Genomic DNA, 22,162 nt, shown 5'->3' with positions numbered 1-22,162 from the left:
TCGTCCCTTCGTATCGATTAGTCATTCGCAGCGAATATCGGGTAATGCACCGCCAGCCTGGCTCGTAAAGCGTCGACGCGGGACTGGGCCCGGCGCAGCACTTCCCGTTCGTCGATCAGCACGCACTGTCCATGCTCGACAACGACTCGCCCGCCTACCAGAACAAGCTCGACATCGTTGCCGTTAGCGTTGTATACAAGCGCCGATGATACCCGGTGCACCGGGCCGATATGCGCTTTCTCGAGATCGACGACGACAACGTCCGCTTTCTTCCCCGGCTCCAGGCTGCCGAGCTCGTTGTCTCGTCCCATCGACTTCGCCCCGCCGATCGTCGCCATTTGCAGCACCTCCATCGGCGGCAGCAGCGTCGAATCGAGCTGGTCCACTTTGTGCAAGCAAGCGGCAAACTTCAGCACCTCGAGATTATCCTGACAATTGTTGCTGCCCGGACCGTCCGTGCCAAGCGCAACATTGATGCCCATCCGCAGCATTTGCGGCACCTTGGCAATTCCGGAAGCCAAATACATATTCGATACCGGACAATGCACGACGGACGCCCGCCTTTTACGGATCGCCTCCAGCTCGCCGTCATCCAGCCAGATGCCGTGCACCACCTGCGTACGCTCGCCAAGCAAGCCGACCGCGTCCAGCAGCTCCAGGTTTCTCAGTCCGAACCGTTCCAGCGTGTTCGCAATTTGGCCGCTCGTCTCCGCCACGTGCACATGATTGATAAGCCCGCGCTCTTCGCTGTAGCGTGCGGCGTTCTCCAGAAAATTCCGCGAGCAGCCGTATAAGTTAAGCGGCCCAAGGGCGATGCGGATGCGTCCCGCCGCCGCTCCATGCCACGCATCGAGCAGGGCGTCCGTGTGGGCAAAAACTTGTTCGTCCGTTTCCCGCAGCCGGAGCTGGCCCGACAGATCGGAGCCGCCGCGCGCCAAATGTCCTCGTATCCCGGACTCGGCGAACGCCCGCAGAACACCTGCGGTATTATCCAAAGAGGTATGAATGTAATGATGATCCATAAGGCAGGTCGCGCCTGATTTCAAATTTTCGACACAGCCGATCAAAGCCGCCAAATAAAAATCCTCCGGCTCCATCGCGAGACTCATCGGCCATATGACGCTGCGCAGCCATTCGGACAAAGGCATGTCGTCGGACACGCCTCTCATATACGTTTGAAACAGATGCGTATGGGCATTCATCAGACCGGGGATGATCGCCTTGCCTGCCGCATCGTAAACATGCGAGCAGCGCTTGCGGATGCTGTCCAAACGCTCGTTCTCCGCCCATTCGCCCACTTCGCGGATCGTGTCTCCCTCGATATACACATAGCCCGGCTTCAGCACGCGGAGGCCGCTGTCCATCGTCAGCACCGTTCCGTTATACAGCAGTGTCCCGTTCACGGCAATCCCTCCTCAGCCTTATCGTGCATTTCGTCGTACATCCGAAGCGCGGTCCGGACGGCGCTTCCCGCGGGCAGCTTATATCCGGCATAGAGCAGCGCCGCCTCCAGCGCTCCGAGCAAATGCAGCACGTTCGTTTGCCGGCAGCTGTAGCCCATCGTACCGATCCGCCAAATCCGCCCCTTGAGCGGCCCGAAGGAGCTGGCGATTTCGATGCCGAAGCTGCGAAGCAGCACGGCTCGCACTTGTTCCCCGTCGATCCCGTCCGGAATTTCAATGCAGGTGACGACAGGCAGCTTGCAGGCCGGTTCGCCGTACAGCTTCAACCCCATTGCCGCAAGTCCGGCCACCAGCACCGATTCATGCTTCCGATGCCGCGCAAACCGGGCCTCCAGCCCTTCCTCCAGCGCAAGCCGCACTCCTTCCCGTAAAGCGTACAGCATCGAAGTCATCTCCGTATGGTGGTTCAGACGGGCCGGGCTCCAATAATCTTGAAGCTGGCTGATATCGAGGTAATTGCTGCGAATCGGCGAACCCGCCGGCAAGCTGGCCTCCCCCCTGCGATCGCGCTCGTTCCCATCCGCACGCAGCCCTCGTTCAACACGTTTGCGCGCGAGCAATTTTCGCTCAACTCGTTCGTTATACGTAATCGGCGCCATTCCCGCCGGGATGGACAGGCACTTCTGCGTGCCGCCGATCACGGCATCAAGCTGCCAAGCGTCCGTCTCGACCGGCACTCCTCCCAAGGTGGCGACTGCATCCACAACAAGCAGCGCCCCTGCCTCCCTGCAGGCTGCACCGATTCCTTCCAGCGGCTGCAGGCGACCCGTGGACGTTTCCCCGTGAACGAGAGCGACTACAGCGGGACGCTCTCGCACAATGCAGGACGCCAGCTCCCCGGGATCGAACACGGTCCCCCATTCCTTCTCCACGGTGACCACCTCCGCCCCGCAGCGCTCGGCAATCTCCTGAAGAAGATACCCAAACCTCCCATATATCGGAATGAACACCCGGTCGCCCGGCTCGATCAAGCTGATCAACACCGCCTCGATCCCCGAACGCGACGTTCCGTCGACCGGATACGCCCACCGGTTCTTTGTTTGGAACAGCTCCCGCAGCAGCTGCATCGTTTCATTCATGAGTCCGGTAAACTCGGGGTCGAACTGTCCGAGGATCGGATAGGACATGGCGCGCAGCACGCGCGGATCGACTTCCACCGGCCCCGGAGTCATGATGATTCGCTGAGAAGGCGACAGCTCGGCGTAAGCGGACCGGCGCTCGATCATCGCAACCCCTCCTCTCCGTAAGCTAGCTGCCGCAAGCAGTTCGCAAGTACGGCGGCGCCTTCCTGCAGGTGTTCCGGCATCGTATACTCCTCCGGAGAATGACTGATGCCGTCACGGCTCTGCACAAACAGCATGGCGGACGGACATATCCCGGCCAGCACCTGTGCGTCGTGACCGGCTCCGCTCGCCATACGGCGCGACGTGATCCCCATCCCGGCGGATACGCCCTGCAGCACCTTCACAAGCTGAGAATCCATCTGCACCGGCGCCGTTTGCAGCCATGAACGAATGTCGAGCGTTAGCTGTCGGGATTCCGCAATAAACCGGGAAGCATCCAGCACTCCTTGGGAGAATCGCTCTAATTCCAGCTCGTCGTCGTGACGAATATCCAAAGTAAAGCGGACTTCACCGGCAATGACATTAGGGGTGTTAGGGGTGGCCTCGATCCGGCCCACCGTAGCGACCAGCGGATCGCCGGCATGCCAGGCCCGTTCCTCAAGCTCGAGCATGATTTCGGCAGCGCCGGCCAGCGCGTCTCTGCGCATCTTCATCGGCGTCGTACCGGCATGGTTCGGTTTTCCCGACAACGTTAACGAATATCGGCGCTGGCCAACGATCGATTCCACGAGACCGATGCGCCGGCCCATCCGTTCGAGAACGACCCCCTGCTCGATATGAAGCTCGACGAAAGCGCCGATATCCGATCTCCGGCTATCCGGTTGGGAGGACAAGCCGAACCCGGCTTCGCGCATCGCTTCCTCCAGCGATATCCCTTCATGATCGAATATCCCGCTGCCGTCACGCTCCGCATACATACCGGACACATTCCCGGAGCCCCAATAGGCCAGCGGAAACCGGCTCCCTTCCTCCTCGCAGAAAGACACGACTTCAAGCGGCCTGACCGGCGTTCCGTAAACCTCCTTCAGACGGGCGACCGCGAGCAGCCCGGCAGCAATGCCGTAGGCCCCGTCAAACCGGCCGCCCGCCCGCACCGTATCGATATGAGAGCCGGTAAGCACGACCGAGGCGCCGGGCATCGAGCCGGCGAGACGGCCGTACAGATTGCCGACCCGGTCGAACCGGACTTCCAGCCCGCAGCTTCGCATTCGTTCGGCCAGGAACATCTGGGCGTCCAGCCACGCTTTCGTATACAGCAGCCGAGTCACACCGGGTCCGCCGCTCTCGCTAAAGCCGGCCAGTTCCTCCAGCAAAGGAGAAAGTTCGGCAAAATCATCCGCTCCGATGTCCATTCGTTCCACCCCTTATCGTTTTTACTTACCCGGTTTGAGCAGACAGCCGCCGCCGGACTGTACGATGCCCAGCCGCTCCATGTAGACGGTCCGCCCTCGGCACAAGGTCCGCACCACCCTGCAGGAGAAATGCTTGCCGATATACGGATTATGCTTATGGCGATGCAGCAAATCACGCTCCGCAAGCGTATAATCCGCACGCGGATTCACGATGGCGATATCGGCGTCAAACCCTAAAGCGATTTCCCCTTTCCGCGGATACAGCCCGAACCGGCGCGCAGGCGCCGAGGACAGCAGCTTGGACAGCAGCGGCAGCGGGACGCCGCGCTTGACCCACCCCTCCTCCAGCATCAGCTCCAGACTGTTCTGGGCTCCGGCAATACCGCCCCAGGCATCGAAGTAGGTCAGCCCGGGAGCCGTCTTCATCTCTTTGGGGCATGGCGAATGGTCCGAGGCGATCAAATCGATCTCTCCGCCGAGCACCCGCTCCCAGAGCAGCTCCCGCCGCCCGGCGGAGCGAAGCGGCGGGGCGCATTTCGCCGCCGGACCGAGCGACGCCATATCTTCCTCCGTCAAAGTTAAGTAATGCGGGCAGGTTTCCACGCTGACGTCGAGCCCCCGCCGCTTGGCGGCCGCTAGTCGCTCCACCGCCTCCGGCGTGCTGATATGCACGAAGTGAAGCCGGCAGCCGGCGTCCGCCGCCATCGCCAGCGCTTCTTCTACCGCCGAGAGCTCAGCCTCCGGAGGCCGGGACGCGGCGAAGGCGGCGGCATCGGTATGGCCCCGGGCGCGCGAGAGCTCCGCAAGCCGCGACGTGAGCGGCTCGCTTTCCGCATGCAGCGCAAGCAGGCCGCCGAACGCTGCGATGCGCCGCATGCCGGCATAAAGCGTATCGGGATCAACCTCGCGAAAGCGCCCTTCGTGAACGCCGCCAGGGTTAGACATGAACGCTTTAAATGCTATGACCCCCGCCGATGCAAGCTCCTCAAGACGATCCAAATTGCCGGGAACCAGGCCGCCCCAGAACGCATAATCGACTGCAGATTCGCCCGCCGCAAGCCGAATTTTCTCTTGAAGGGCGGCAAGGTTGACGGTAGGCGGACATCCGTTGAGCGGCATATCGGCATAGGCCGTACAGCCGCCGGCGGCAAGCGCCGCCGAGCCCGAAGCAAACCCTTCCCAATGTCCGAAATTCGGTTCATTGAAGTGAACATGCATATCGACGACCCCGGCCATTACCAGATGCCCTTCGGCATCGATAACTTCAGCCGTCCCCTGCGGGATAATCCGCTCGGCAATAGCGGCAATTTTCCCGGAGCTGATCCCGACATCCGCTGCGGCGACTTCTCCGGGCATGACGACGGTTCCCCCTCGAATTACGGCATCCAATGCTTCCACGGCTCTCAGCTCCCCCGGTATGTGCTGTATCCCCCAGGCGCAACAAGAAGAGGGATATGATAGTGGGATTCGGAATCGGCATTGCCGAGCCGGAAGCGCACGGGCACTTGCTCCAAGAACGCCCAGCCCCCCGCAGTCGGCTCCGCAGCTAGCTTGTCGGTCGGCCCGTCAGGCTGTTTCCGGAAGTAATCCCTGACTGCGAACATAAGCTCATATACACCGGCATCCGCATCCCCGTCGAGCAGCGGTTGATCCAGCCGGCCGTCGGCATTCGTTACGGCTTCCGCTACAAGAACCGGCGATTCCCGCAAGTGCCAGAGCTGCACGTTGACACCGGCAGCAGGAACTCCTCTCGATATATCCAGCACATGCGTCGTCAGTCGGGTCATCATCCGTTAATCCCGCTTTCGCGGTTCAGATCGGCCCTCGTCATCGAGAAGCCCTGGAAGCCGTAAGGCGGGCGAGGCTCCGTATAAACTCCGGCTTTCCCCGCTTCTGCAGGCTCCACCACGGTCTCCCACGTCCGGTTGTTCGACTCGAACCGAACCTCGGCGATTTGCGGGAACCGGGTCAAGATTCGCTGCCCGATCAACCAGATCAAATACTGAATCGACGGAGTGGCGAATTCGTAAAACACATTGTGCGCGATATCATGGATCTGCTCTGCGGCCGCATAACGCCCGTGCTCCGGCGAAACGGCATCCGCCGAATGCTCATACCGCCACAGGATGTCCAGGAAGATGAACAGAGGCCGGTCCTTCGTTTCGGGCAGCGTCGTATATTCATCCCGGACAAACCCGTAAAACGAGCTGCCGCTGACCTTGATCAGCTGCAAATCCGACAGCGTGCACCACAGAGAGGCAATGGCCGCCGACACCCCTTCGCGCCGAACCTCCATATGCGCGCCGGCATGCTCGTTGCGCGAACGCCGGAAGACGAGGCCGTTGCCGTAAAAACCGCCGGGCCCCGGTGTGGCGAGCGCCTGATACGGGATCCGATCCGCGCTCAGCTCGATAGCGTCGATATGAGCGTAGGTATCCAGAAACTTTTCAGCCACATAGGCGAGAAGCCCCTCCGTACTGCCCCCTTCGAAATGAGCCGCCTGGCGCAAAATAAAATTTTTCATCGAATCGGTCGCCACTACTCTGCTGTTGTCCCCTTCGGTGAAAGAGGTCAGCAGCGATACGCCGCTAACGGCAAATTTCATATTGTGGGCGAAAATCACATTGCTGTCCCCGGTGAACGGCGATTCCGGTATCGGCACGACTTCCAGCGGCTTTGCATACGTGCGGTAAACAAGCACATCCCCCTTGCCGTAATAAAGCGTGCGCCCAGTAGTCAAATGCAGCATAAGCGCGTCCCTCCTCTTCAGTGTGCTGTAGATTGAATGATGCGTTCCAAGCGAATTTCCGTTATCTTGGCAATTTCGCTCAGCGCCCGCCTCCACTCTTCGGCGGCCTCATGCTGCAGCCTGCGTTCCATCGCCTCTGCGATCTGTTCTTTGGTCTTGCCTGCAACTGCGAGGATGAAGGGGAAGCCGAATTTTTGTTTATACCTGCGATTCAGCTCGGAAAACCGTTCATACTCCTGAGGAGACAGCCGGTCCAAGCCGGCGCCGCCCTGCTCGCCGGCCGACAGCTCGGTGACCTTCAGCCGGGTGGCGAGATCCGGATGGGCGCGAAACAGCTGTAGTACGGCCGGTTCGCCGGCTTCCCGGACCCGGCTCATCATCTCGCCGTGCAGCTGGGCAACCGACCGAAACGGACGGAAGTCCCATACCCGCTCGGCTACCCATGGCGAATGCTCGAACACAGGACCGACTATGCGTAAAAATTCATCCTTATTCATCTCGTTCAGCAGCTCGATCGTCACCCTCATGACCAATACCCCTTATGCACGGATATGACTTCCTCTTCCAGCTCCGGGAACGGGCCTTCTACAACGATCGGCTTGCGCCCCCTGGCGAACACTTCTCTGCACGGCAAATCGAGCGTCGGATTCTGCAGGTGGTCACCGGTCAGCTCCGCCAGCCGTTTCTCGGAGACGCCGTAAACGACGGTGCCGACGTGCCCCCAATAGATCGCCCCCGAGCACATTGCGCACGGCTCCACCGTCGTGTACAAGGTGCACATCCAGAGGAACTCCTTGGACCAGCGGTTGGACGCTGCTTCCATCAGCCTCGTTTCGGCGTGTCCGGTACAGACGGATTCGGTGATTTCGCAGTTGTCCTGCTCCCACAAGACCGTGCCGTCCGCTCCCGCGAGCAAGCAGCCAAACGGCGTATTTCCCGCTTCGCGGGAACGCCTGGATATGTCGACACAGCGCGATAGCAGACGAATATGCATAAGCCGATCCTTCACGTCCCCGCCCTCCTTTGTTCAATGGCTTGCCGGACGGAACGAATAATCCCCCCGTATCCCGTACAGCGGCATAAATTGCCGGACAACGCTTCCTCCACCTCTTCGGGCGAAGGATCGGGAATCCGATCGAGCAGCGCCGTAACCGAAACGATCATCCCCGGCGTACAGTATCCGCATTGGTAACCTCCTTGCTCCAGGAACGCCTGCTGCACCGGGTGAAATGCCCCCTCTTGCGCCGCAATTCCCTCAACCGTCCGAATTTCGCTCCCATTGCATTGATACGCCATCATCAAACACGAATTGATCGGACGCCCGTCAACCATGACCATACAAGCGCCGCAGCGGCCAATTTCGCAGGAACGCTTCGTTCCGGTCAACTCCAGATCATCACGCAAAATATCGAGCAGCCGCCTGGTCGGAGCAGCCGCCAGCTTTACCGGACGGCCGTTCACCGTTCCCGTCCACCATTCGCTATCGTCGGCTATTTGCCTTGCGGCATCATGCTTCATCATGGCCGTTCACCGCCTTCGCTCGAATGTGCGGCGCCGCTTGCAAGAGCTGCGGGTCAATCGGCAGCCGGTCGACCCGCACGCCTGCGGCGTGCTCCACCGCTGCTGCAATGGCGGGCGCAAGGCCGACCGAGCCGATCTCCCCGATGCCTCTCGGACCGTGCTCATCACCGCCCGGAAGATCCTCTAGGGCGACCACCTCGACCGGTCCGCTCATATCGGCGATGGTCGGAATTAAATACGTATCGAGATTCCGGGTGGCGTAATGCCCCTTCTCCATGACAGCTTCCTCCATCAATGCATAGCCTAACGCCATGGAGGCGCCCCCCTCGATTTGCCCCAAGTATCCTTGCGGATTGATCACCGGCCCGGCCGCAACCGCATGGAATTGCTCGACCACCCGGACTTTGCCCGTGAGCTGATTGACTTCGACCTTCACCGCGACCGCTGCGGTAGAGTACAAGTAATGGGCGCCTACCCGATCCGTAGCCGAGACCGGGTAATGCGTCCGCGCTTCACATACGATCGGCTCGGCTGCTGTATCGGCCAACTCGGCATAACCGATCGCGGGCAGATCGGCCTCCCGCTCCCAAATTCCGCCGGGGCCAAGACGCAGCTTCACAGCCGGTATACCTGTCGCCCGCTCCGCCGCCTGGAGCATTTTTGCGGTGAACGGTTCCTTCAGCAGCTGAAGCGACCGCCACATCATGCTCGTTGCCCGCGATGCCGTAGTGGAGCCGCTATCGGGTACGGCATCGGTATCTCCGATGAGCATGCGTATGTCGCCCGAAGCGAGTCCGAATTGCTCGATCAGCATTTGCTCCAGCGAAGCAAGCAGCCCTTGGCCGCACTCTTCGTAACCGAAGGCCGCCTCAATCTTCCCATCCTTCGCTAACGTCAGCCGCCCTCCCGCCGGATCGGGAATACCGTAGCCCAGACCGGCGCCATGGGTGACGAAGGCCGCTCCGATACCGGTCTTGAGCCACGGAAACTTACCGGCTCCGCAGCCCTGGGCGCGCTCCTGCCACAGGCGGCTATCCCGCAGCGTCCGCCACACCTTCTGCGCGTTGTCGTTCACCGCGATCGGCTGCCCGAACGGCCCGGTTCCGTCCGCAGACTTGAAATTCAGCCTGCGGAATTCCCAAGGGTCCATGCCGGTACGGGCGGCCAAGCGATCCATCTGGCCTTCCAACGCGAAAATCGCTTGATTCCCGCCAAAGCCGCGAAACTCCCCCGACATCCCGTTGTTCGTAAATACCGAGACACTCTCCACGTCGATGCTGCCAAATTCATAAGTGCCGATGACGTGCTCGGTGGCGAAATTCAAAATTTCGGCTCCCAAAGTCGCGTAAGGTCCGGTATCCGCAAGAATGGTCACCCGGTGCGCCGTAATTTTCCCGTTCCGGTCGATTCCCGTCTTCATGCGCACTATCATGGGATGGCGTTTGAGCCCGGACCGGACCGACTCCCGCCTCGAATTATGCAGCTTGACCGGAAGGCCGGACGCCATCGCCAGCAGCGCTCCGTACGGCTGCACGTTCAGCTCATCCTTGCCGCCGAACGAGCCGCCGATCGGACTGGATACGATGCGTATCCGCTCCTCCGGCACGGCCAGAATGCGCGCCAGCTGCAGACGGTCCATGCGGCCGTGCTGAGTGGGGGCATACACAGTAAGCCGCCCTTCCGCTTCCGGTACGAAGAGACCGCCCTCCGTCTCCATGTACGTATGCATTTGCCGGGGCGTCCGGTACGTTTGCTCGACGATGTGCGCACAGTCGGCGAACGCCGCATCCGCGTCGCCAAGCTTGTAGGAAGCGGCATGCAGCACATTTCCTTCCGGATGAAGCTGAGGCGCATCCGAAGCCAGAGCCGCTTCGGGATTGTCCAGTACCGGCAGAAGCTCATACTCGACCTCGATCAGCTCCAGCGCGCGGGCAGCGAGCTCGGGCGTATCCGCCGCAACCGCCGCCACGGCATCGCCGACATAACGGACGCGGTCTTCGCAGAACACAGGCTGATCCTGACGCGCGATACCGAACCGGTTCAAGCCCGGCACGTCCTTGCTCGTAAGCACCGCCCGTACGCCGGAAAGCTCCGCCGCCCGTTCGGTCCGCACCGATACGATCCGTGCATGCGGATGCGGACTTCGCAGCACGAGCCCGTACAGCATGCCCGGCGCCTTCATATCGGTCAAGTACGCTAGACCTCCCGTTACTTTCCCCGGACCGTCCGGTCTGATCCGCCATCTCGCCCCGCTATTTTCCCGATTCAGCAGCATGGCGTCACCTCCGTTCCCGCGTGCCCGCTTTGCGCCGCCTGCCACAACGCCGCCGTAATCAAGTTCGCCGCCGTGACCCGGCGGTATTCCGCCGAAGCGAAGGCATCTCCTTTCGGGTCAAAGCTTTTCATCACCGTCTCGTATGCCGCAGCAAGAGCCGCCTCCCCGGGCGCCGCCCCTTCGAGCTGCTCCTCCAGCTCAACGAGCCGCCGAGGGATCGTTTGTCCGCCGCCGGCTGCTGCTCGCAGGCCGCAAAGCTTCCCCTCACCGCTCACACTTCCTCGAATCGCAACCGTTACTACGGAAGGAGTGAACGCCTCCCGCCGGCCCACCTTATGATAGCAGCCGAAACGTCGTCCGGCGTGTCCCATGCCGGCATCGATCGGCAGTCTGACGGATACAAGCAGCCGATCCATGTCCGCATCCCCCTGCTGCTGCATCTGATCCAGCCACATACCGATGGGCTCGATTTGCCATCCGTCGTTCCCCAGCCACAATAGCTCGGCTTCGTAGATCAGCAAGGCCGGAATCGTATCGCCGACACAGGATACGACATTCCCTCCAAGCGAGGCCAGATTGCGCACCGAAGGCGCTGCAATAGCGCGGGCCGCCTCTGCCAGCAGCGGAAAATCCTGCATAAGCAGCATACTGCTGCGGCATTCGGCTAGTGTCGTTTGCGACCCGAGCTTAAGTACACAGCCGTCCTCCGCAATTTCACGAAGCTCCCGAACGGAGCCAAGGTCGATCACATGCTCGGGCATCTTCCGAAGCTCCGCTTCCCATTGCGTTCTGAGCAGCGTGCCGCCGGCAACATAGAGGCTGCGGCTGCCGAGCGACATTCTCAGCCGTCTCGCCTCCGCTGCGTCTTTCGGGTGCCATACGGCCGGATGCGCCAACTCCTTCCCGATTCGTTCCGCCATGTACCGCCGCCCTCCCTCTATGCCTATTTCGAAATCATGATCAATCGATTAATCCAACTATACTCAGACGTAACTTTAAGGTAAACAAACATAACATACATTTGTGCCGCACACCAATGAAAACGATCGGTTTTTGTGCATCACGCACTGAGGGACGAAATTACATGTCATATTTACTGTCATGGACGTACCTGCACTGTCCGGCGTACCGTCTCGCCCGATCCAAATCGCCCGGAGCATCCACATCCATCACTTCATCGCCGCCCGACACCCGGACCGCCGCCCCGGAGTACCGTTCACTCGCAAGCAGCCGCCTCGCCCCCTGATCGCCCTTAAGCCGCAGCAGCGCCGGAAACATCGACCCGGCCAGCAGCACGGGAGGCAGCAAAGCTTCTCCATGACCGGCGGCAACGTAATCGAGATGCGGATATTGCCGCCACATGCGCACAATCCGCTTTACCAGCCCGCCGGAGACGAACGGCTGATCCGCCAGCATCACGACTACCGCATCAGGACGGAACGGCATGACGCTGCGAAGACCGCATTTCAACGAGAAAGACATCCCCATCGCCGAATCGCCGCACACGGTGATTCGGAACGCGCCATCTCCCGCTTCGCGCGAACTGCGCAACTCGTCCGGCAGCCACTCCAAATCGTCTCCCGCCCGCACGACGACCGAAACCGCAGCCAGACCGGCGCCGAGCAGCGTCTTGAGCCCCATTCCGCCCATAGACACCCCGGGCAGCAGCGGGATCGAAGGCTTGTGCTCCCCCATCCGCCGCCCTGCCCCCGCCGCCATATAGATTCCGGCGATCTTCATGCTTCCTTCCTCCCCGGCTGTACAACCTGTGCGGTCCGCAGCCGTTTCTTCCAGGCAACCAGTTCGGCGGCCACACTGACGGCGATTTCGGCCGCGCCTTCCGCACCGATCGGCAGCCCGATCGGCGCTTTAACGAAGGGCGGTACCGGAGCTTCGCCGAGCAGCAGCTTTACCCGCTTGGCGGATCCGACGATGCCTAGATAAGCAGGGGATAACGGCAGCAGACGGGTGAACATATCATGGTCCCGGCGGAGGTGATGGCTCGCTATCATAACAAAATCCCCGCCATTCACTTTCAACCGGCGCACAACATACTCCGGCTCCCCGACGATGATCTCCGCCTGCGGGAACCGTTCTTCCCGGCACAAGCCGGGGCGCCAGTCGGCGATTACCGCGCGAAAGCCGATGCTCTGCGCCAGCCCGTTAACCGCCGCCGCCTCTTCGCCCGCCCCGAAAATAATAAGCCTGGGCCGCGGTGCATAGCACGAAACATAGAACGGCACCTTGCCGCCGCGGAGAACAGGCTGATCTTCCAGGCAGTAATGCAGCGCCCCGCCTGCCGCGTGCCGTTCGAGCCAAACCGTCTCGCCGCCTCCGATTCTGCGGCCGATCTCAATCAACACCCGTCGCATCGAAGCCGTTAGCGGCTCCAGCAATATACGGATCGCCCCGCCGCATCCGATCGCCTCACCCCAAATCGCGTCCTCTTCGGGACTCAAGTTGTACTCCGCGACCTCGTACACACCATTGCGCACAATTTCGGCCACTCTGGCCTGCAGATCCGCCTCGAGACAGCCGGGACTGACGCTTCCGATGCGGCGGCCGTCCTCCGCCAGCAGCATAAACGCCCCTTCCTTCCGATACGCATGCCCCTGAACCGAAATGACGGTAGCCAGTACCGCGCCGGCCTCTTCGCGCCCCGCATATGCCGCAATATTCTCCATGTCCATATGCCCGCCCCCTTATCCCCAGGTAGACTTAAAGCCGGGAAGCGTATCGGTCGCCCCCGGCCTTTCATTCATCTTGCGATGCGCTGCCCCGCCTGCCGCGCCATCCGGTAATTGATTTTCGTCCGCAGCGTCGCTTCGTTCAGCAGTCTGGCCGCCGCGGCTTGCGCCTCCGCCGCCACCCTCGTTTCATCCACATTCGTCAGCTTGCCGTCCCGCACAACAACTTTTCCGCCCACGACGGTCATATCCACCGGCCGCGACATCCCGACGATAATCGGAAGCGCAGCGTCGTCAAACAGCGCACCCGCGAATTCCATCCTGCGCGTATCGATCATAAACAGATCGGCAGCCTTGCCAACCTCCAGCGAACCGATCGCATCCTCCCACCCGAGCACGGAAGCCGATCCCCGAGTCGCCAGCGCGAGCACCTCCTCCGCCCGCAGCGAATTCGGACCGTGCGCGAGCTTGTGCAGCAAGTAGCTCACCCGCGCTTCGGCCAACATGTTCGAGCCGTCATTGGAAGCCGAGCCGTCTACACCGAGCCCTACCCGAACGCCGGCATCCAGCATGCGGTGGACAGGGAACACGCCGGAGGACAGCTTCATGTTGCTCGTCGCACAATGGGCAATACCGCACGAATGCGAGCCGAGCAACCGGATTTCGTCGTCGTTGAAATGGATGCCGTGGGCAAACCAGACATCGTCGCCGACCCAGCCGCGCTGCTCCATATAGTCCAGCGGCCGCATGCCGAACCTTTCCAGGCAGTACTGCTCCTCGTCGATCGTCTCGGCCAAATGCGTATGCATCCGCACCTTGTAGCTCCGCGCCATCGCCGCCGATTCCTTCAGCAGCTCGCTCGTCACGTTGAACGGCGCGCAGGGAGCTACGCCGACGCGCACCATCGCGAACTTGTCGTCGCTGTGGTACGTCTCGATGACCCGCTGCGTATCCTTCAGCACAACCTCGTCGCTTTGGCAAATTTCATCCGGAGGAAGACCGCCCCGGGACCGACCCAACGTCATCGAGCCGCGAGTCGGGTAAAATCGGATGCCCAGCTCCGCAGCAGCCCGAATCTCCTCGTCGATCAATTCGTCCGACGCCCCGTTCGGGAAGCAGTAGAAGTGGTCGGCCGCCGTCGTGCAGCCCGTTTTGAGCAGCTCTCCCAACCCGACCGCCGCGCTGATATAAATATCCTCCGCACGCAGATTGCGCCAAATATCGTATAAGGTGCACAGCCAGTCGAACAGCGTACAATCTTGAGCGAGCGGCAAATTGCGGGTTAACGTTTGAAACAGATGATGATGCGTATTGATCAAGCCCGGATAGACGATCATCCCCGCCGCATCAATCACCGTGTCGGCATCCTTGTAGGGCAAATCCGTGCCGATGGCGACGATTTCCTGTCCGATTGCATACAAGCTGCCGCCCGGAATGACTCGCCTCTCCTCATCCATGGTCACGATGGATCTGGCATTTTTAATTAGTAATGTACCCATGGCTCCCCTTCTTCCTGCAGCTTAGCATGATTGGATTCAGCCGATTTTCCCAGGATTCAAGAGCCCGAGCGGATCGTTCATCCTCTTGCGGGCCTGCATGCTCGGCACGGCGCCGCGCCCGCCGTTGTCGAGCGACCACGTATGGGGATCGTAAATTTCCACGCCGATCGAACGGCACGTCTCGATAATGCGGTACAGCCGCTCCTCCGATTCGAACCGGACAACCGGCAGCGCATTCGGCAGCAGCTGCCCTCCGGACAGCACCCACTCAAAGTGCATCAGCAGCTCGCTCCCGAATTTCCCTTTCAGCGTCCGCAGCTGCTCGATGTACCGGTCGGGGTCGAAACCCGCTTGCAAATACGTATACGCCGGATCCGATTTCAGCGCCCATAGCGTCGTGTGATTCCACGTAAAATCGGATAAGCCGATCGTCTTGCGATACCTCTCCGCAGGTATGACATGTCCGGGCCGCCCTCCGAATTCGGCGGCCAGCGCGGTAACTTCGGTCAGCAGACCGTCCGCTATCTCCGTAAAAACAACCGATTTATCCGGACTCAGCACCTTCCCGATCGGCTTGAAGAAGGAGGGCAGCGGCCATTCGATGGGAGTCACCAGCCGTTTGGAAATATCCGTCCTGCGGGCCAAAGCCTCGCCGAATCGTACGGACGCCTCGAAATCCTCGAACTCGACGACAACCTGCATCCATTCCGTTCTCGGCGCCAGCGCAAGGGTCACTTCCGTCATGATCCCCGTCGTTCCGTAATTATGAATGTAGTCCACGAGCAGATCGCCGGAAACGACCAGGCGCTGCGGACGCTCCTCCATCGAATAGACCACTGCGGAAATTACGTTGCCGTCCCACAGATTGCCCCATGTTACCGAGCCTATCCCTCCCGATCCCCCGCACACGAAGCCGCCGACCGTCGCTTTTGCGTAGGTGCTGGGATAGATCCGCAGCTCTTGACCGAGCTCACGCGCCTTCTTGTCCAATACGCCCAGCTTGACGCCGCACTGAACGCGGGCATACCCGTCGCCGATCTCGAGAATTCGATCCATTTCACTGACGTCCAGCACGATACCGCCGTCCAGAGGAACCGCCTGGCCATAATTGCCCGTACCGGCACCCCGCACGGTCACCGGCACGCGATGGCGGTAGGCAAAGGCAAGCACGTCCGCCACTTCCGCTTCATCCCGGGGCACGACGACTGCATCGCCGCGTTTATCCTTCAGCTTCCTGTCCAGCACCGGCGAATACCAATAGAAGTCCTTCGACAACTTCTCTACGGTGGCCTCGTCCGTATACAACGCCTTGCCCGCCAAGTCCCTTTCCATAAAGCTCTTCCACGATAACGCCATGATCATCCACCCGCCTTAACCGGTTATATTCCATCATGCTTCATCCATGATTCATTCGCGTTCCGCCCGCACCGGATTGACCAATGCGGTGAAATCGCCCAGCCGGCATTCGACCGTATCCCCGTCGGCCAGCTCAACCGAGCCGGGCGTCCCGGTCATAATGACATCGCCCGGCAGCAGCGTCATCATTTTCGAAAAATAGGAGACGATCAGCCACGGCGAGTACGTCATTTCGCCCGCTTCGGCACGATGTACAACTTTTCCATTCAAAACGGTCTGCACCTGTAACGCATCCGGATCATTCAGCTCATCCCACGTCATCAGATGAGGACCGAAGCTGAAGAACGTATCAAAGCACTTGGCCCTTCCCAAAAACCTCGGATTTCGCGCATGTATATCCTGCGCCGTCATGTCGAGCGTCGGCGTAAACCCGGCCACCACCTCCCGGGCCTCACGTTCGCTTACGTTTTTGCAGGCGCGGCCGATCACGATGCCGAGCTCGGCTTCCGCCGTGATCCGCCCCTGTCCCCGGGGCAGAACGATGCTGTCGCCCGGTCCGATCAAGCTCGTATCCGGCTTCATGAAGCAGATCGGCTCCGCCTCCGGCGGGATCACCTGCATCGCTCCGGCCTTCGCGGCATAGTTGGCGCCGATCCCCCATATTTTGCGGGGCCTGCGGTATAGCGGCCGGTAAACCGCCTCCGCCAGCGGAACCTCCGTCAGCCGATTCAGCAGCTCCCGCCCGGAGCCCCGGCACCATGCCTGAAGCCTCTCGTGCTCGCCTCCCGTCAGCAGCCCCAGCATCTCGGTGCTCCATCCGGCACCTGCAGCCTCGTTGATCCGGCGGATCGGCGCAAGCCCGCCGGACGTAACGATCGCCGCCTCCTCTCCGCGGCCTAAAGAAATCGTCGCCAGCTTCATCCCCGGCCAAGCCCCCTGACCTCGTCAGGATGGAACTCGCACATTTCAACGAGCACCTGCGCCAGGACCGTTGAGATCCGGTCCTGGATCACCCTCCCTTTGCCGGCGCTCGCCTTCGTTGCATCGCCGCATATGCCGCTTGCGGAAATGTCGGTCATATGCCACGCGAAGCGAATGCGGCCCTCCAGCGTCACAAATTGCCGCCCCTTGATTTGCGGCAGCTCCGCAGTCACATATTGCTCCTGCACCCAGCCCGGTTTGATCGCTTGCACAATGGAGGTTTCGTACTCTCCTCCGTGTATGCCGTATTCCAGCTCCTCGGGATCGATGATTCCATCGGCTCCCCCTAGCCCCGAGGGAGACAAATAAAACACCGTCATGCCGAACTTCAATCGGATTTCCCTCGAGACGACGTTCAGCAAGTCGACATTCCCGCCGTGCGTATTGAACAGGAGAAGCTTGCGGAAGCCGCTGAGCTGTAAGCTTTCGGCAATATCCATCACCAAGCCCTGCAGCGTTGCAGCGGAAAGCGATATCGTCCCCGGCAGCCCCATATGTTCATTGCTTTTGCCATAAGCGATAGGCGGCAGCAGCCAGACCGGCATCTCCTCGGGGAGCAGCTCCAGCGCCTGGGTCAGCGTCGCTTCACCGATGAGCGCGTCGGTCATGACCGGCAGATGGGCACCATGCTGCTCCACGGCGCCGACCGGCAGCACCGTCAGCACCCCATCCTTCGGCAGCTCTGCGATTTGCTTGCTGGTCAATCTCGGCAAGAAACGCCGTTCCCAAGCGGCACCGTCATATCTTGTAAACATAGGCATGTTCCTTTACGAAGGTATTCATCCTTAACCGCTCCCTACTGCACTGCAAATATGGCCGCAAAGCTCCTTGCCGCCTCCCGGATCCAGCCGAGCAGCTTCAGATCTTGATAAGGTCCGGCAATGAAAGACAACCCGACCGGCAATCCGTCCCGCCCGGCAATAGGAACCGTCACCTGCGGCAGCCCGGCCAAGCCGGCGATGCAGGAAAGCTGCATCACTTTGGCGCGGGTGCTCTCGGTCACTTCGCTGGCAAGCCCGCTCCTCGGAGCGGTGCATGGGGCCGTAGGGAGGACCAGCAGCCCATCCGTTCCGAGGAGCCGGGTCAACGACTCCTTGATCGCCTGACGAACAGGGAGCATCCGCACGTAATCCTCCTTGCGAAGCGTCCCGGCCCATGCAAATCTTTCGGCAATACCCGGACCGAACTGCGGCTGGTGCCTGCGTATCCACTCGCCGTGCACAGACCAGATTTCGTAGCCCTGCAGCGTCCGAAACGTCTGAACCCACTGCGGCAGGCCTTCCGGAGCCAGCTCGACAGGACGGCAAACCAGCTCCGATTCGAGCACCCGCAGCGGCAGCTGCAGCGCCTCCCGGTAAGGACGATCCGCCGAGCGCCAGGCTTCCGACGCTACAAGCAGACGACGGAAACCGCCGTCCGCACCGCCAGATTGAACCACACTGCAATCAAGCAGCGTTTTCCCAACTTCCCACAGCACATCCCCGTCTCTGGCCATCCAGCCCACGGTATCGAAGCTCGGAGCCAGCGGGATTACCCCTTCCATGGAAACGGAGCCATGGGTCGGCCGCATACCGAATACCCCGCAGTAAGCCGACGGAATTCGTACCGAACCGCCGGTATCCGTGCCTAGCGCGAAATCCGCCAGACCGGCCGCTACCGCTACGGCGGAGCCGCTGGAGGAGCCTCCCGGAATGCAGCCGGGTGCATTCGGATTGACCGGCGTTCCGTAATGGAAGTTTTCCCCGTTCAGGCTGAACATCAGCTCGTCGGTATGCGTCGCGCCCTCTAGTCTCGCCCCTACAGAGAGCAGCCGTTCCACGGCATCCGCATGCTGCGCAGCGGGCTGATGCGTAGCGAGCCAAGCCGGGTTTCCGGCGGCATTCGCATGCCCCTTTACCGCAAACACGTCCTTGACCGCAAACGTCATGCCCTGCAGCCCCCCGCCGCCCGAGGGCTCGATGCGCAAATCTTCATCTATATAAGCATTCCATAAGCTCCGCATGCGTCATCCTCCTTTCCCGCCGCACGATCCGCTGCCGGCTACGGCAGTATCCCTTCCAGTACAGCCAAATCCTCCTCATCGAGCCGCGCCTGCGGGCCGGCCTTGATCAGATCGGAGAACTTCTCGTCGGGCACCATCGTTGTCAGGACGTACAGCCGCCCCTTGCCCGTATTGATGACCTGATGATTGTGTCCGGGCGGAACGATAAAGAAAGAGCCTGCACGAATTTCCGTACGTTCCTCCCCGACAATCGCCTCTCCTGCGCCGGCCAGTACATAGAAGTACTCATGGGCTTCGGCATGCTCGTTAGGCGGCGTCATGCCGCCTGCGTCGAAGATTTCCACGACAGATACGAAGGGTGCCTGACCGCCGTCGCACAGCAGCACGAACTTATTCGAATCGCTCTCGGAAATTTTACGCACCGGACAGTCAGCATAATGTCCAATCACAAGACCGGGTATCGCCATTACTCATTCCCCTTTCCGCCCGCAGCTTCCATCGCCGCAAGCACGGCTCCGGAATCGGCCACGAAGCCGTAGCACGTTTTCACGTTGTAAAATGTCGCTTCCTTGCAATAATCCGGCGAGCTGGTTGCGCAGCAATCCGCCAGCAGCACGGCGTCGTAGCCGAGGCACACGGCATCCTGCAGCGTATGCATGACGCATTGATCCAGATTAACCCCCGCAAACAACAGCGTGCTCACACCGAGATTTCGCAATATGCTGTCCAAAGGCGTATCCCAGAAGCCGCTCATCCGGTATTTATCCACATGAATGTCGTCCGGCTCCGCCGTTAATTCATCGATCAGCGCCGCTCCCCAGCTCCCTTTCTCCAATACGCGGGAGCCGCTCTCCGGCAGCGGACTGCCGATTCCGTTCCCGCCGCCGTCGGGATCGTATACGTGCAGCACCGAAGGACTCAAGTTCATCCGGTCTTCGCGATTGCCCCAATTGAGCCAGACGACAGGTACTCGCAGACGCCTTAGCTCCGGGAGCAGCAGCGTCAGCGGCCGAACCGGCGCCAGGAGCCCAGCCGTGTCGACCCCGATCGAACCAAGCCACCCCTGGGGGGAGCAGAAATCGTTCTGCATATCCACGACAATCATCGCACATTGCTCCAAATCCAGCGTCAGATGCTGCGGCTCGGCCGGGAAGCTGACCGGCGCCTGCGGGCGGCGCTCCCGGCGAAGATCCGCCGCTTCCCGCGAAACTCGCCAATGAAGCCTATAATTTCCGAGCGTGTTCATCTCACTCATCACCTTCCGACCGTCAAGCATTCATCGCCGAGTCGTGCCACGAACGGAGCAGCCGGTTGGAGAGCGCACTAATCAGCAGGAAGAACACGATGCCGACCAGCGCCGCCGAGATGCCGCATGCGAACAAATATGCGGTCTGCAGCCGGGTGGACGCCACGGTAATCGCATAGCCCAGGCCGCCCTGCAATCCGCCGATGCCGGCGATGTATTCGCCGACGATGGCGCCGACAACCGACAGGGAGCACGATATTTTCAATCCGGCCATAATGTACGGGAGCGCGGCGGGAAAACGCAGCTTCCATATCGTCTGCCACTTGGTCGCGTTGTACAAATAAAACAAGTTTTTCATGTTTTGCTCCGTCGCGTTGAGGCCAATCAGCGTATTGGACAATATCGGGAAGAAGCTGATCAGAAAAGCAATCGTGACAATGGCGTTCATCCCGGCGCCGAACCAGATGACGATGATCGGGGCGACCGCCACGATCGGTATCGTTTGCAGCACGATCGCATAAGGGTACACGCTCCGCTCGATCGTCTTCGACAGGGCGAGCAAAATCGCGAAAGCAACCCCGAGCACGACACTGGCCGCAAAGCCGAGAACCGCCTCGGCCACCGTCGTTCTGACGGATACCGCCAAATTGGAGGCGTTCATGACGGCCGCCTGCACGATGTCGGAAGGCTTGGGAAACAAATAGGCCTTAATGCCGGTAAGCTGCAGCACGATCTCCCAAAGTCCGACAACCAGAATAAACACGCCGAGCGGCGGCAAAATCCGCCCCAGAGCCTTGTTGAATTTTTCATCGAACGACCTCTTGTGCGCCTCGCGCTCCTCATAGATCCGGATTTCGAAAGCGGCGGCATTCATTTCCGTCAACATTGCCGGGCTCACAGCCAGCTTATCCATAGACATTCTCCTTTCCCGTGCACTCATCCGATTAATGCTTTAAGACATCCGACACTTGTCTTACATAATTGCCGAATTCCGGTGAAGACCGGTATTCGTCCGTCCGGGGGAACGGAACATCGATATCGACGATATCCGCTATTTTGCCCGGCCTCGGCGTCATGACGACGACCCGTGTCGACAAATATACCGCTTCGAAAACATTGTGCGTGATGAACAATACCGACATCGCCCGATCCTGCTGCCATATACGGAGCAGTTCGTCCTGCAGCGTTTGCCGGGTAATTTCGTCAAGCGCCCCGTACGGTTCGTCCATAAGCAGCAGCTTGGGTCTGGAAACGAGCGCTCTGGCAATCGATACCCTCATCTTCATCCCGCCCGAAAGCTGGCGGGGCAGCACCTTCGTATAGTCCTTTAAACCGACCAGCTCGAGCACCCGCTCCCCTTCCTCCACGCGCCGCTTCTTCGGGACTCCGCGGAGCGTAAGCGGCATCGTTACGTTATCGATCAAGTTCGCCCATGGCAGCAGCGTATGCTCCTGAAAAACAAAGGCCAATTCGCTCCGCTTGCGAGCTTCCTTGGGAGACGTACCGAGCACGGACAACCGCCCGGAGGTCGGATCGGTCAGCCCTGCGATCATATTAAAAATCGTGGATTTGCCGCAGCCCGACGGTCCGACGAAACAAAGAAACTCGCCTTCACCGACATGCAAATCGGCCTGCTGTACCGCTACGGTACCGTTCGGATACACTTTCCCGACATCCTCCATGCGCACTAACGCTTCCGGACGGACATCCGGGATTTCAGACCGGGACGAAGCCGTGACCGTTACACTCATTCCATATCCCTCCTCGCGTCTATATGTTATATTTTATTACGCATAGCTGCGATTCAACAATGATTCTTAGCGATATCTGTGCACATTTACAATGAAAGCGGCCTGTTTTTGGTTTTTTCTACGATGGGACAGTGAGTGCATGTAATATTATATGAC

Annotated in this window: 22 protein-coding genes; all 22 read right to left on the bottom strand. The window is 60.4% G+C overall.

The annotated features are described in order from the left end of the window. Positions 1-17: 17 nt before the first annotated feature. Positions 18-1,403 (bottom strand): amidohydrolase family protein, encoded by a 1,386-nt coding sequence (locus ACFFK0_RS05710; protein WP_377468993.1) that lies wholly within the window; start codon positions 1,401-1,403, stop codon positions 18-20. Beyond that, the gene (locus ACFFK0_RS05705) at positions 1,400-2,689 is read right to left on the bottom strand and encodes a (S)-ureidoglycine--glyoxylate transaminase (RefSeq protein ID WP_377468992.1); all 1,290 of its coding nucleotides are present in this window, start codon (positions 2,687-2,689) and stop codon (positions 1,400-1,402) included. The genes ACFFK0_RS05710 and ACFFK0_RS05705 overlap by 4 nt, the downstream gene beginning before the upstream one ends. Continuing rightward, on the bottom strand, positions 2,686-3,939 hold the full coding sequence (allC, locus tag ACFFK0_RS05700; protein WP_377468991.1) for an allantoate deiminase: 1,254 nt from the start codon (positions 3,937-3,939) through the stop codon (positions 2,686-2,688). The genes ACFFK0_RS05705 and allC overlap by 4 nt, the downstream gene beginning before the upstream one ends. A gap of 21 nt (positions 3,940-3,960) precedes the next feature. Beyond that, positions 3,961-5,337 carry an allantoinase AllB gene (gene allB / locus ACFFK0_RS05695; protein ID WP_377468990.1) on the bottom strand — a complete coding sequence of 459 codons (1,377 nt, stop codon included), beginning with the start codon at positions 5,335-5,337 and terminating at the stop codon, positions 3,961-3,963. A 5-nt stretch (positions 5,338-5,342) separates the two neighbouring features. Further along, entirely contained in the window at positions 5,343-5,729 is a 387-nt protein-coding gene (gene uraH, locus ACFFK0_RS05690) for a hydroxyisourate hydrolase (protein WP_377468989.1), read from the bottom strand. Further along, entirely contained in the window at positions 5,726-6,688 is a 963-nt protein-coding gene (gene pucL, locus ACFFK0_RS05685) for a factor-independent urate hydroxylase (RefSeq protein ID WP_377468988.1), read from the bottom strand. Before pucL ends, uraH begins: the two co-directional genes overlap by 4 nt. Positions 6,689-6,705: 17 nt before the next feature. Further along, on the bottom strand, positions 6,706-7,215 hold the full coding sequence (gene uraD / locus ACFFK0_RS05680; protein ID WP_377468987.1) for a 2-oxo-4-hydroxy-4-carboxy-5-ureidoimidazoline decarboxylase: 510 nt from the start codon (positions 7,213-7,215) through the stop codon (positions 6,706-6,708). Further along, the gene (locus ACFFK0_RS05675; RefSeq protein WP_377468986.1) at positions 7,212-7,697 is read right to left on the bottom strand and encodes a nucleoside deaminase; all 486 of its coding nucleotides are present in this window, start codon (positions 7,695-7,697) and stop codon (positions 7,212-7,214) included. The genes uraD and ACFFK0_RS05675 overlap by 4 nt, the downstream gene beginning before the upstream one ends. After that, positions 7,694-8,209 (bottom strand): (2Fe-2S)-binding protein, encoded by a 516-nt coding sequence (locus ACFFK0_RS05670; RefSeq protein ID WP_377468984.1) that lies wholly within the window; start codon positions 8,207-8,209, stop codon positions 7,694-7,696. Before ACFFK0_RS05670 ends, ACFFK0_RS05675 begins: the two co-directional genes overlap by 4 nt. Further along, complete coding sequence (gene pucD / locus ACFFK0_RS05665) at positions 8,196-10,484, bottom strand: xanthine dehydrogenase subunit D (RefSeq protein ID WP_377468983.1); 2,289 nt, start codon at positions 10,482-10,484, stop codon at positions 8,196-8,198. The genes ACFFK0_RS05670 and pucD overlap by 14 nt, the downstream gene beginning before the upstream one ends. Then, the gene (locus tag ACFFK0_RS05660) at positions 10,475-11,404 is read right to left on the bottom strand and encodes an FAD binding domain-containing protein (RefSeq protein WP_377468982.1); all 930 of its coding nucleotides are present in this window, start codon (positions 11,402-11,404) and stop codon (positions 10,475-10,477) included. Before ACFFK0_RS05660 ends, pucD begins: the two co-directional genes overlap by 10 nt. 160 nt (positions 11,405-11,564) lie before the next feature. Then, positions 11,565-12,224: an NTP transferase domain-containing protein gene (locus ACFFK0_RS05655; protein WP_377468981.1), complete on the bottom strand. Its 660-nt coding sequence runs from the start codon at positions 12,222-12,224 to the stop codon at positions 11,565-11,567. Further along, positions 12,221-13,174 carry an XdhC family protein gene (locus tag ACFFK0_RS05650; protein ID WP_377468979.1) on the bottom strand — a complete coding sequence of 318 codons (954 nt, stop codon included), beginning with the start codon at positions 13,172-13,174 and terminating at the stop codon, positions 12,221-12,223. The genes ACFFK0_RS05655 and ACFFK0_RS05650 overlap by 4 nt, the downstream gene beginning before the upstream one ends. A gap of 68 nt (positions 13,175-13,242) precedes the next feature. Further along, complete coding sequence (locus ACFFK0_RS05645) at positions 13,243-14,670, bottom strand: 8-oxoguanine deaminase (RefSeq protein ID WP_377468977.1); 1,428 nt, start codon at positions 14,668-14,670, stop codon at positions 13,243-13,245. 36 nt (positions 14,671-14,706) lie between these two features. Then, on the bottom strand, positions 14,707-16,026 hold the full coding sequence (locus tag ACFFK0_RS05640) for an FAD-binding oxidoreductase (RefSeq protein ID WP_377468976.1): 1,320 nt from the start codon (positions 16,024-16,026) through the stop codon (positions 14,707-14,709). Positions 16,027-16,077: 51 nt separating this feature from the next. After that, positions 16,078-16,947, bottom strand: a complete 870-nt coding sequence (locus ACFFK0_RS05635; RefSeq protein WP_377468973.1) for a fumarylacetoacetate hydrolase family protein — start codon at positions 16,945-16,947, stop codon at positions 16,078-16,080. Next, complete coding sequence (locus ACFFK0_RS05630) at positions 16,944-17,762, bottom strand: creatininase family protein (RefSeq protein ID WP_377468971.1); 819 nt, start codon at positions 17,760-17,762, stop codon at positions 16,944-16,946. The genes ACFFK0_RS05635 and ACFFK0_RS05630 overlap by 4 nt, the downstream gene beginning before the upstream one ends. Positions 17,763-17,803: 41 nt before the next feature. Beyond that, positions 17,804-19,009, bottom strand: a complete 1,206-nt coding sequence (locus tag ACFFK0_RS05625; RefSeq protein ID WP_377468970.1) for an amidase — start codon at positions 19,007-19,009, stop codon at positions 17,804-17,806. A 38-nt stretch (positions 19,010-19,047) separates the two neighbouring features. Further along, the gene (locus ACFFK0_RS05620; RefSeq protein ID WP_377468969.1) at positions 19,048-19,476 is read right to left on the bottom strand and encodes a cupin domain-containing protein; all 429 of its coding nucleotides are present in this window, start codon (positions 19,474-19,476) and stop codon (positions 19,048-19,050) included. Next, positions 19,476-20,255, bottom strand: coding sequence for a cysteine hydrolase family protein (locus ACFFK0_RS05615; RefSeq protein WP_377468967.1), 780 nt, complete (start codon positions 20,253-20,255; stop codon positions 19,476-19,478). The genes ACFFK0_RS05620 and ACFFK0_RS05615 overlap by 1 nt, the downstream gene beginning before the upstream one ends. A gap of 22 nt (positions 20,256-20,277) precedes the next feature. Beyond that, on the bottom strand, positions 20,278-21,168 hold the full coding sequence (locus ACFFK0_RS05610; protein WP_377468966.1) for an ABC transporter permease: 891 nt from the start codon (positions 21,166-21,168) through the stop codon (positions 20,278-20,280). A 31-nt stretch (positions 21,169-21,199) separates the two neighbouring features. Beyond that, complete coding sequence (locus ACFFK0_RS05605; RefSeq protein WP_377468965.1) at positions 21,200-22,006, bottom strand: ABC transporter ATP-binding protein; 807 nt, start codon at positions 22,004-22,006, stop codon at positions 21,200-21,202. Positions 22,007-22,162 lie beyond the last annotated feature (156 nt).

This window comes from Paenibacillus chartarius (assembly GCF_042432825.1).
Taxonomy (GTDB): Bacteria; Bacillota; Bacilli; order Paenibacillales; family NBRC-103111; genus Gordoniibacillus; species Gordoniibacillus chartarius.
This window is presented reverse-complemented; position numbering and strand designations above follow the sequence as displayed.

Bases quoted from the DNA above. Each gene is read 5' to 3' on its own strand.
- uraD (WP_377468987.1), bottom strand. From the start codon at position 7,215: ATGAGGGTGACGATCGAGCTGCTGAACGAGATGAATAAGGATGAATTT.
- ACFFK0_RS05610 (WP_377468966.1), bottom strand. From the start codon at position 21,168: ATGGATAAGCTGGCTGTGAGCCCGGCAATGTTGACGGAAATGAATGCC.
- ACFFK0_RS05645 (WP_377468977.1), bottom strand. From the start codon at position 14,670: ATGGGTACATTACTAATTAAAAATGCCAGATCCATCGTGACCATGGAT.
- ACFFK0_RS05705 (WP_377468992.1), bottom strand. From the start codon at position 2,689: ATGATCGAGCGCCGGTCCGCTTACGCCGAGCTGTCGCCTTCTCAGCGA.
- ACFFK0_RS05635 (WP_377468973.1), bottom strand. From the start codon at position 16,947: ATGAAGCTGGCGACGATTTCTTTAGGCCGCGGAGAGGAGGCGGCGATC.
- uraH (WP_377468989.1), bottom strand. From the start codon at position 5,729: ATGATGACCCGACTGACGACGCATGTGCTGGATATATCGAGAGGAGTT.
- ACFFK0_RS05620 (WP_377468969.1), bottom strand. From the start codon at position 19,476: ATGGCGATACCCGGTCTTGTGATTGGACATTATGCTGACTGTCCGGTG.
- ACFFK0_RS05670 (WP_377468984.1), bottom strand. From the start codon at position 8,209: ATGATGAAGCATGATGCCGCAAGGCAAATAGCCGACGATAGCGAATGG.
- allC (WP_377468991.1), bottom strand. From the start codon at position 3,939: ATGGACATCGGAGCGGATGATTTTGCCGAACTTTCTCCTTTGCTGGAG.
- pucD (WP_377468983.1), bottom strand. From the start codon at position 10,484: ATGCTGCTGAATCGGGAAAATAGCGGGGCGAGATGGCGGATCAGACCG.
- ACFFK0_RS05625 (WP_377468970.1), bottom strand. From the start codon at position 19,009: ATGCGGAGCTTATGGAATGCTTATATAGATGAAGATTTGCGCATCGAG.
- pucL (WP_377468988.1), bottom strand. From the start codon at position 6,688: ATGCTGCATTTGACTACTGGGCGCACGCTTTATTACGGCAAGGGGGAT.
- ACFFK0_RS05615 (WP_377468967.1), bottom strand. From the start codon at position 20,255: ATGAACACGCTCGGAAATTATAGGCTTCATTGGCGAGTTTCGCGGGAA.
- ACFFK0_RS05660 (WP_377468982.1), bottom strand. From the start codon at position 11,404: ATGGCGGAACGAATCGGGAAGGAGTTGGCGCATCCGGCCGTATGGCAC.
- ACFFK0_RS05605 (WP_377468965.1), bottom strand. From the start codon at position 22,006: ATGAGTGTAACGGTCACGGCTTCGTCCCGGTCTGAAATCCCGGATGTC.
- ACFFK0_RS05655 (WP_377468981.1), bottom strand. From the start codon at position 12,224: ATGAAGATCGCCGGAATCTATATGGCGGCGGGGGCAGGGCGGCGGATG.
- ACFFK0_RS05630 (WP_377468971.1), bottom strand. From the start codon at position 17,762: ATGTTTACAAGATATGACGGTGCCGCTTGGGAACGGCGTTTCTTGCCG.
- ACFFK0_RS05650 (WP_377468979.1), bottom strand. From the start codon at position 13,174: ATGGACATGGAGAATATTGCGGCATATGCGGGGCGCGAAGAGGCCGGC.
- ACFFK0_RS05640 (WP_377468976.1), bottom strand. From the start codon at position 16,026: ATGGCGTTATCGTGGAAGAGCTTTATGGAAAGGGACTTGGCGGGCAAG.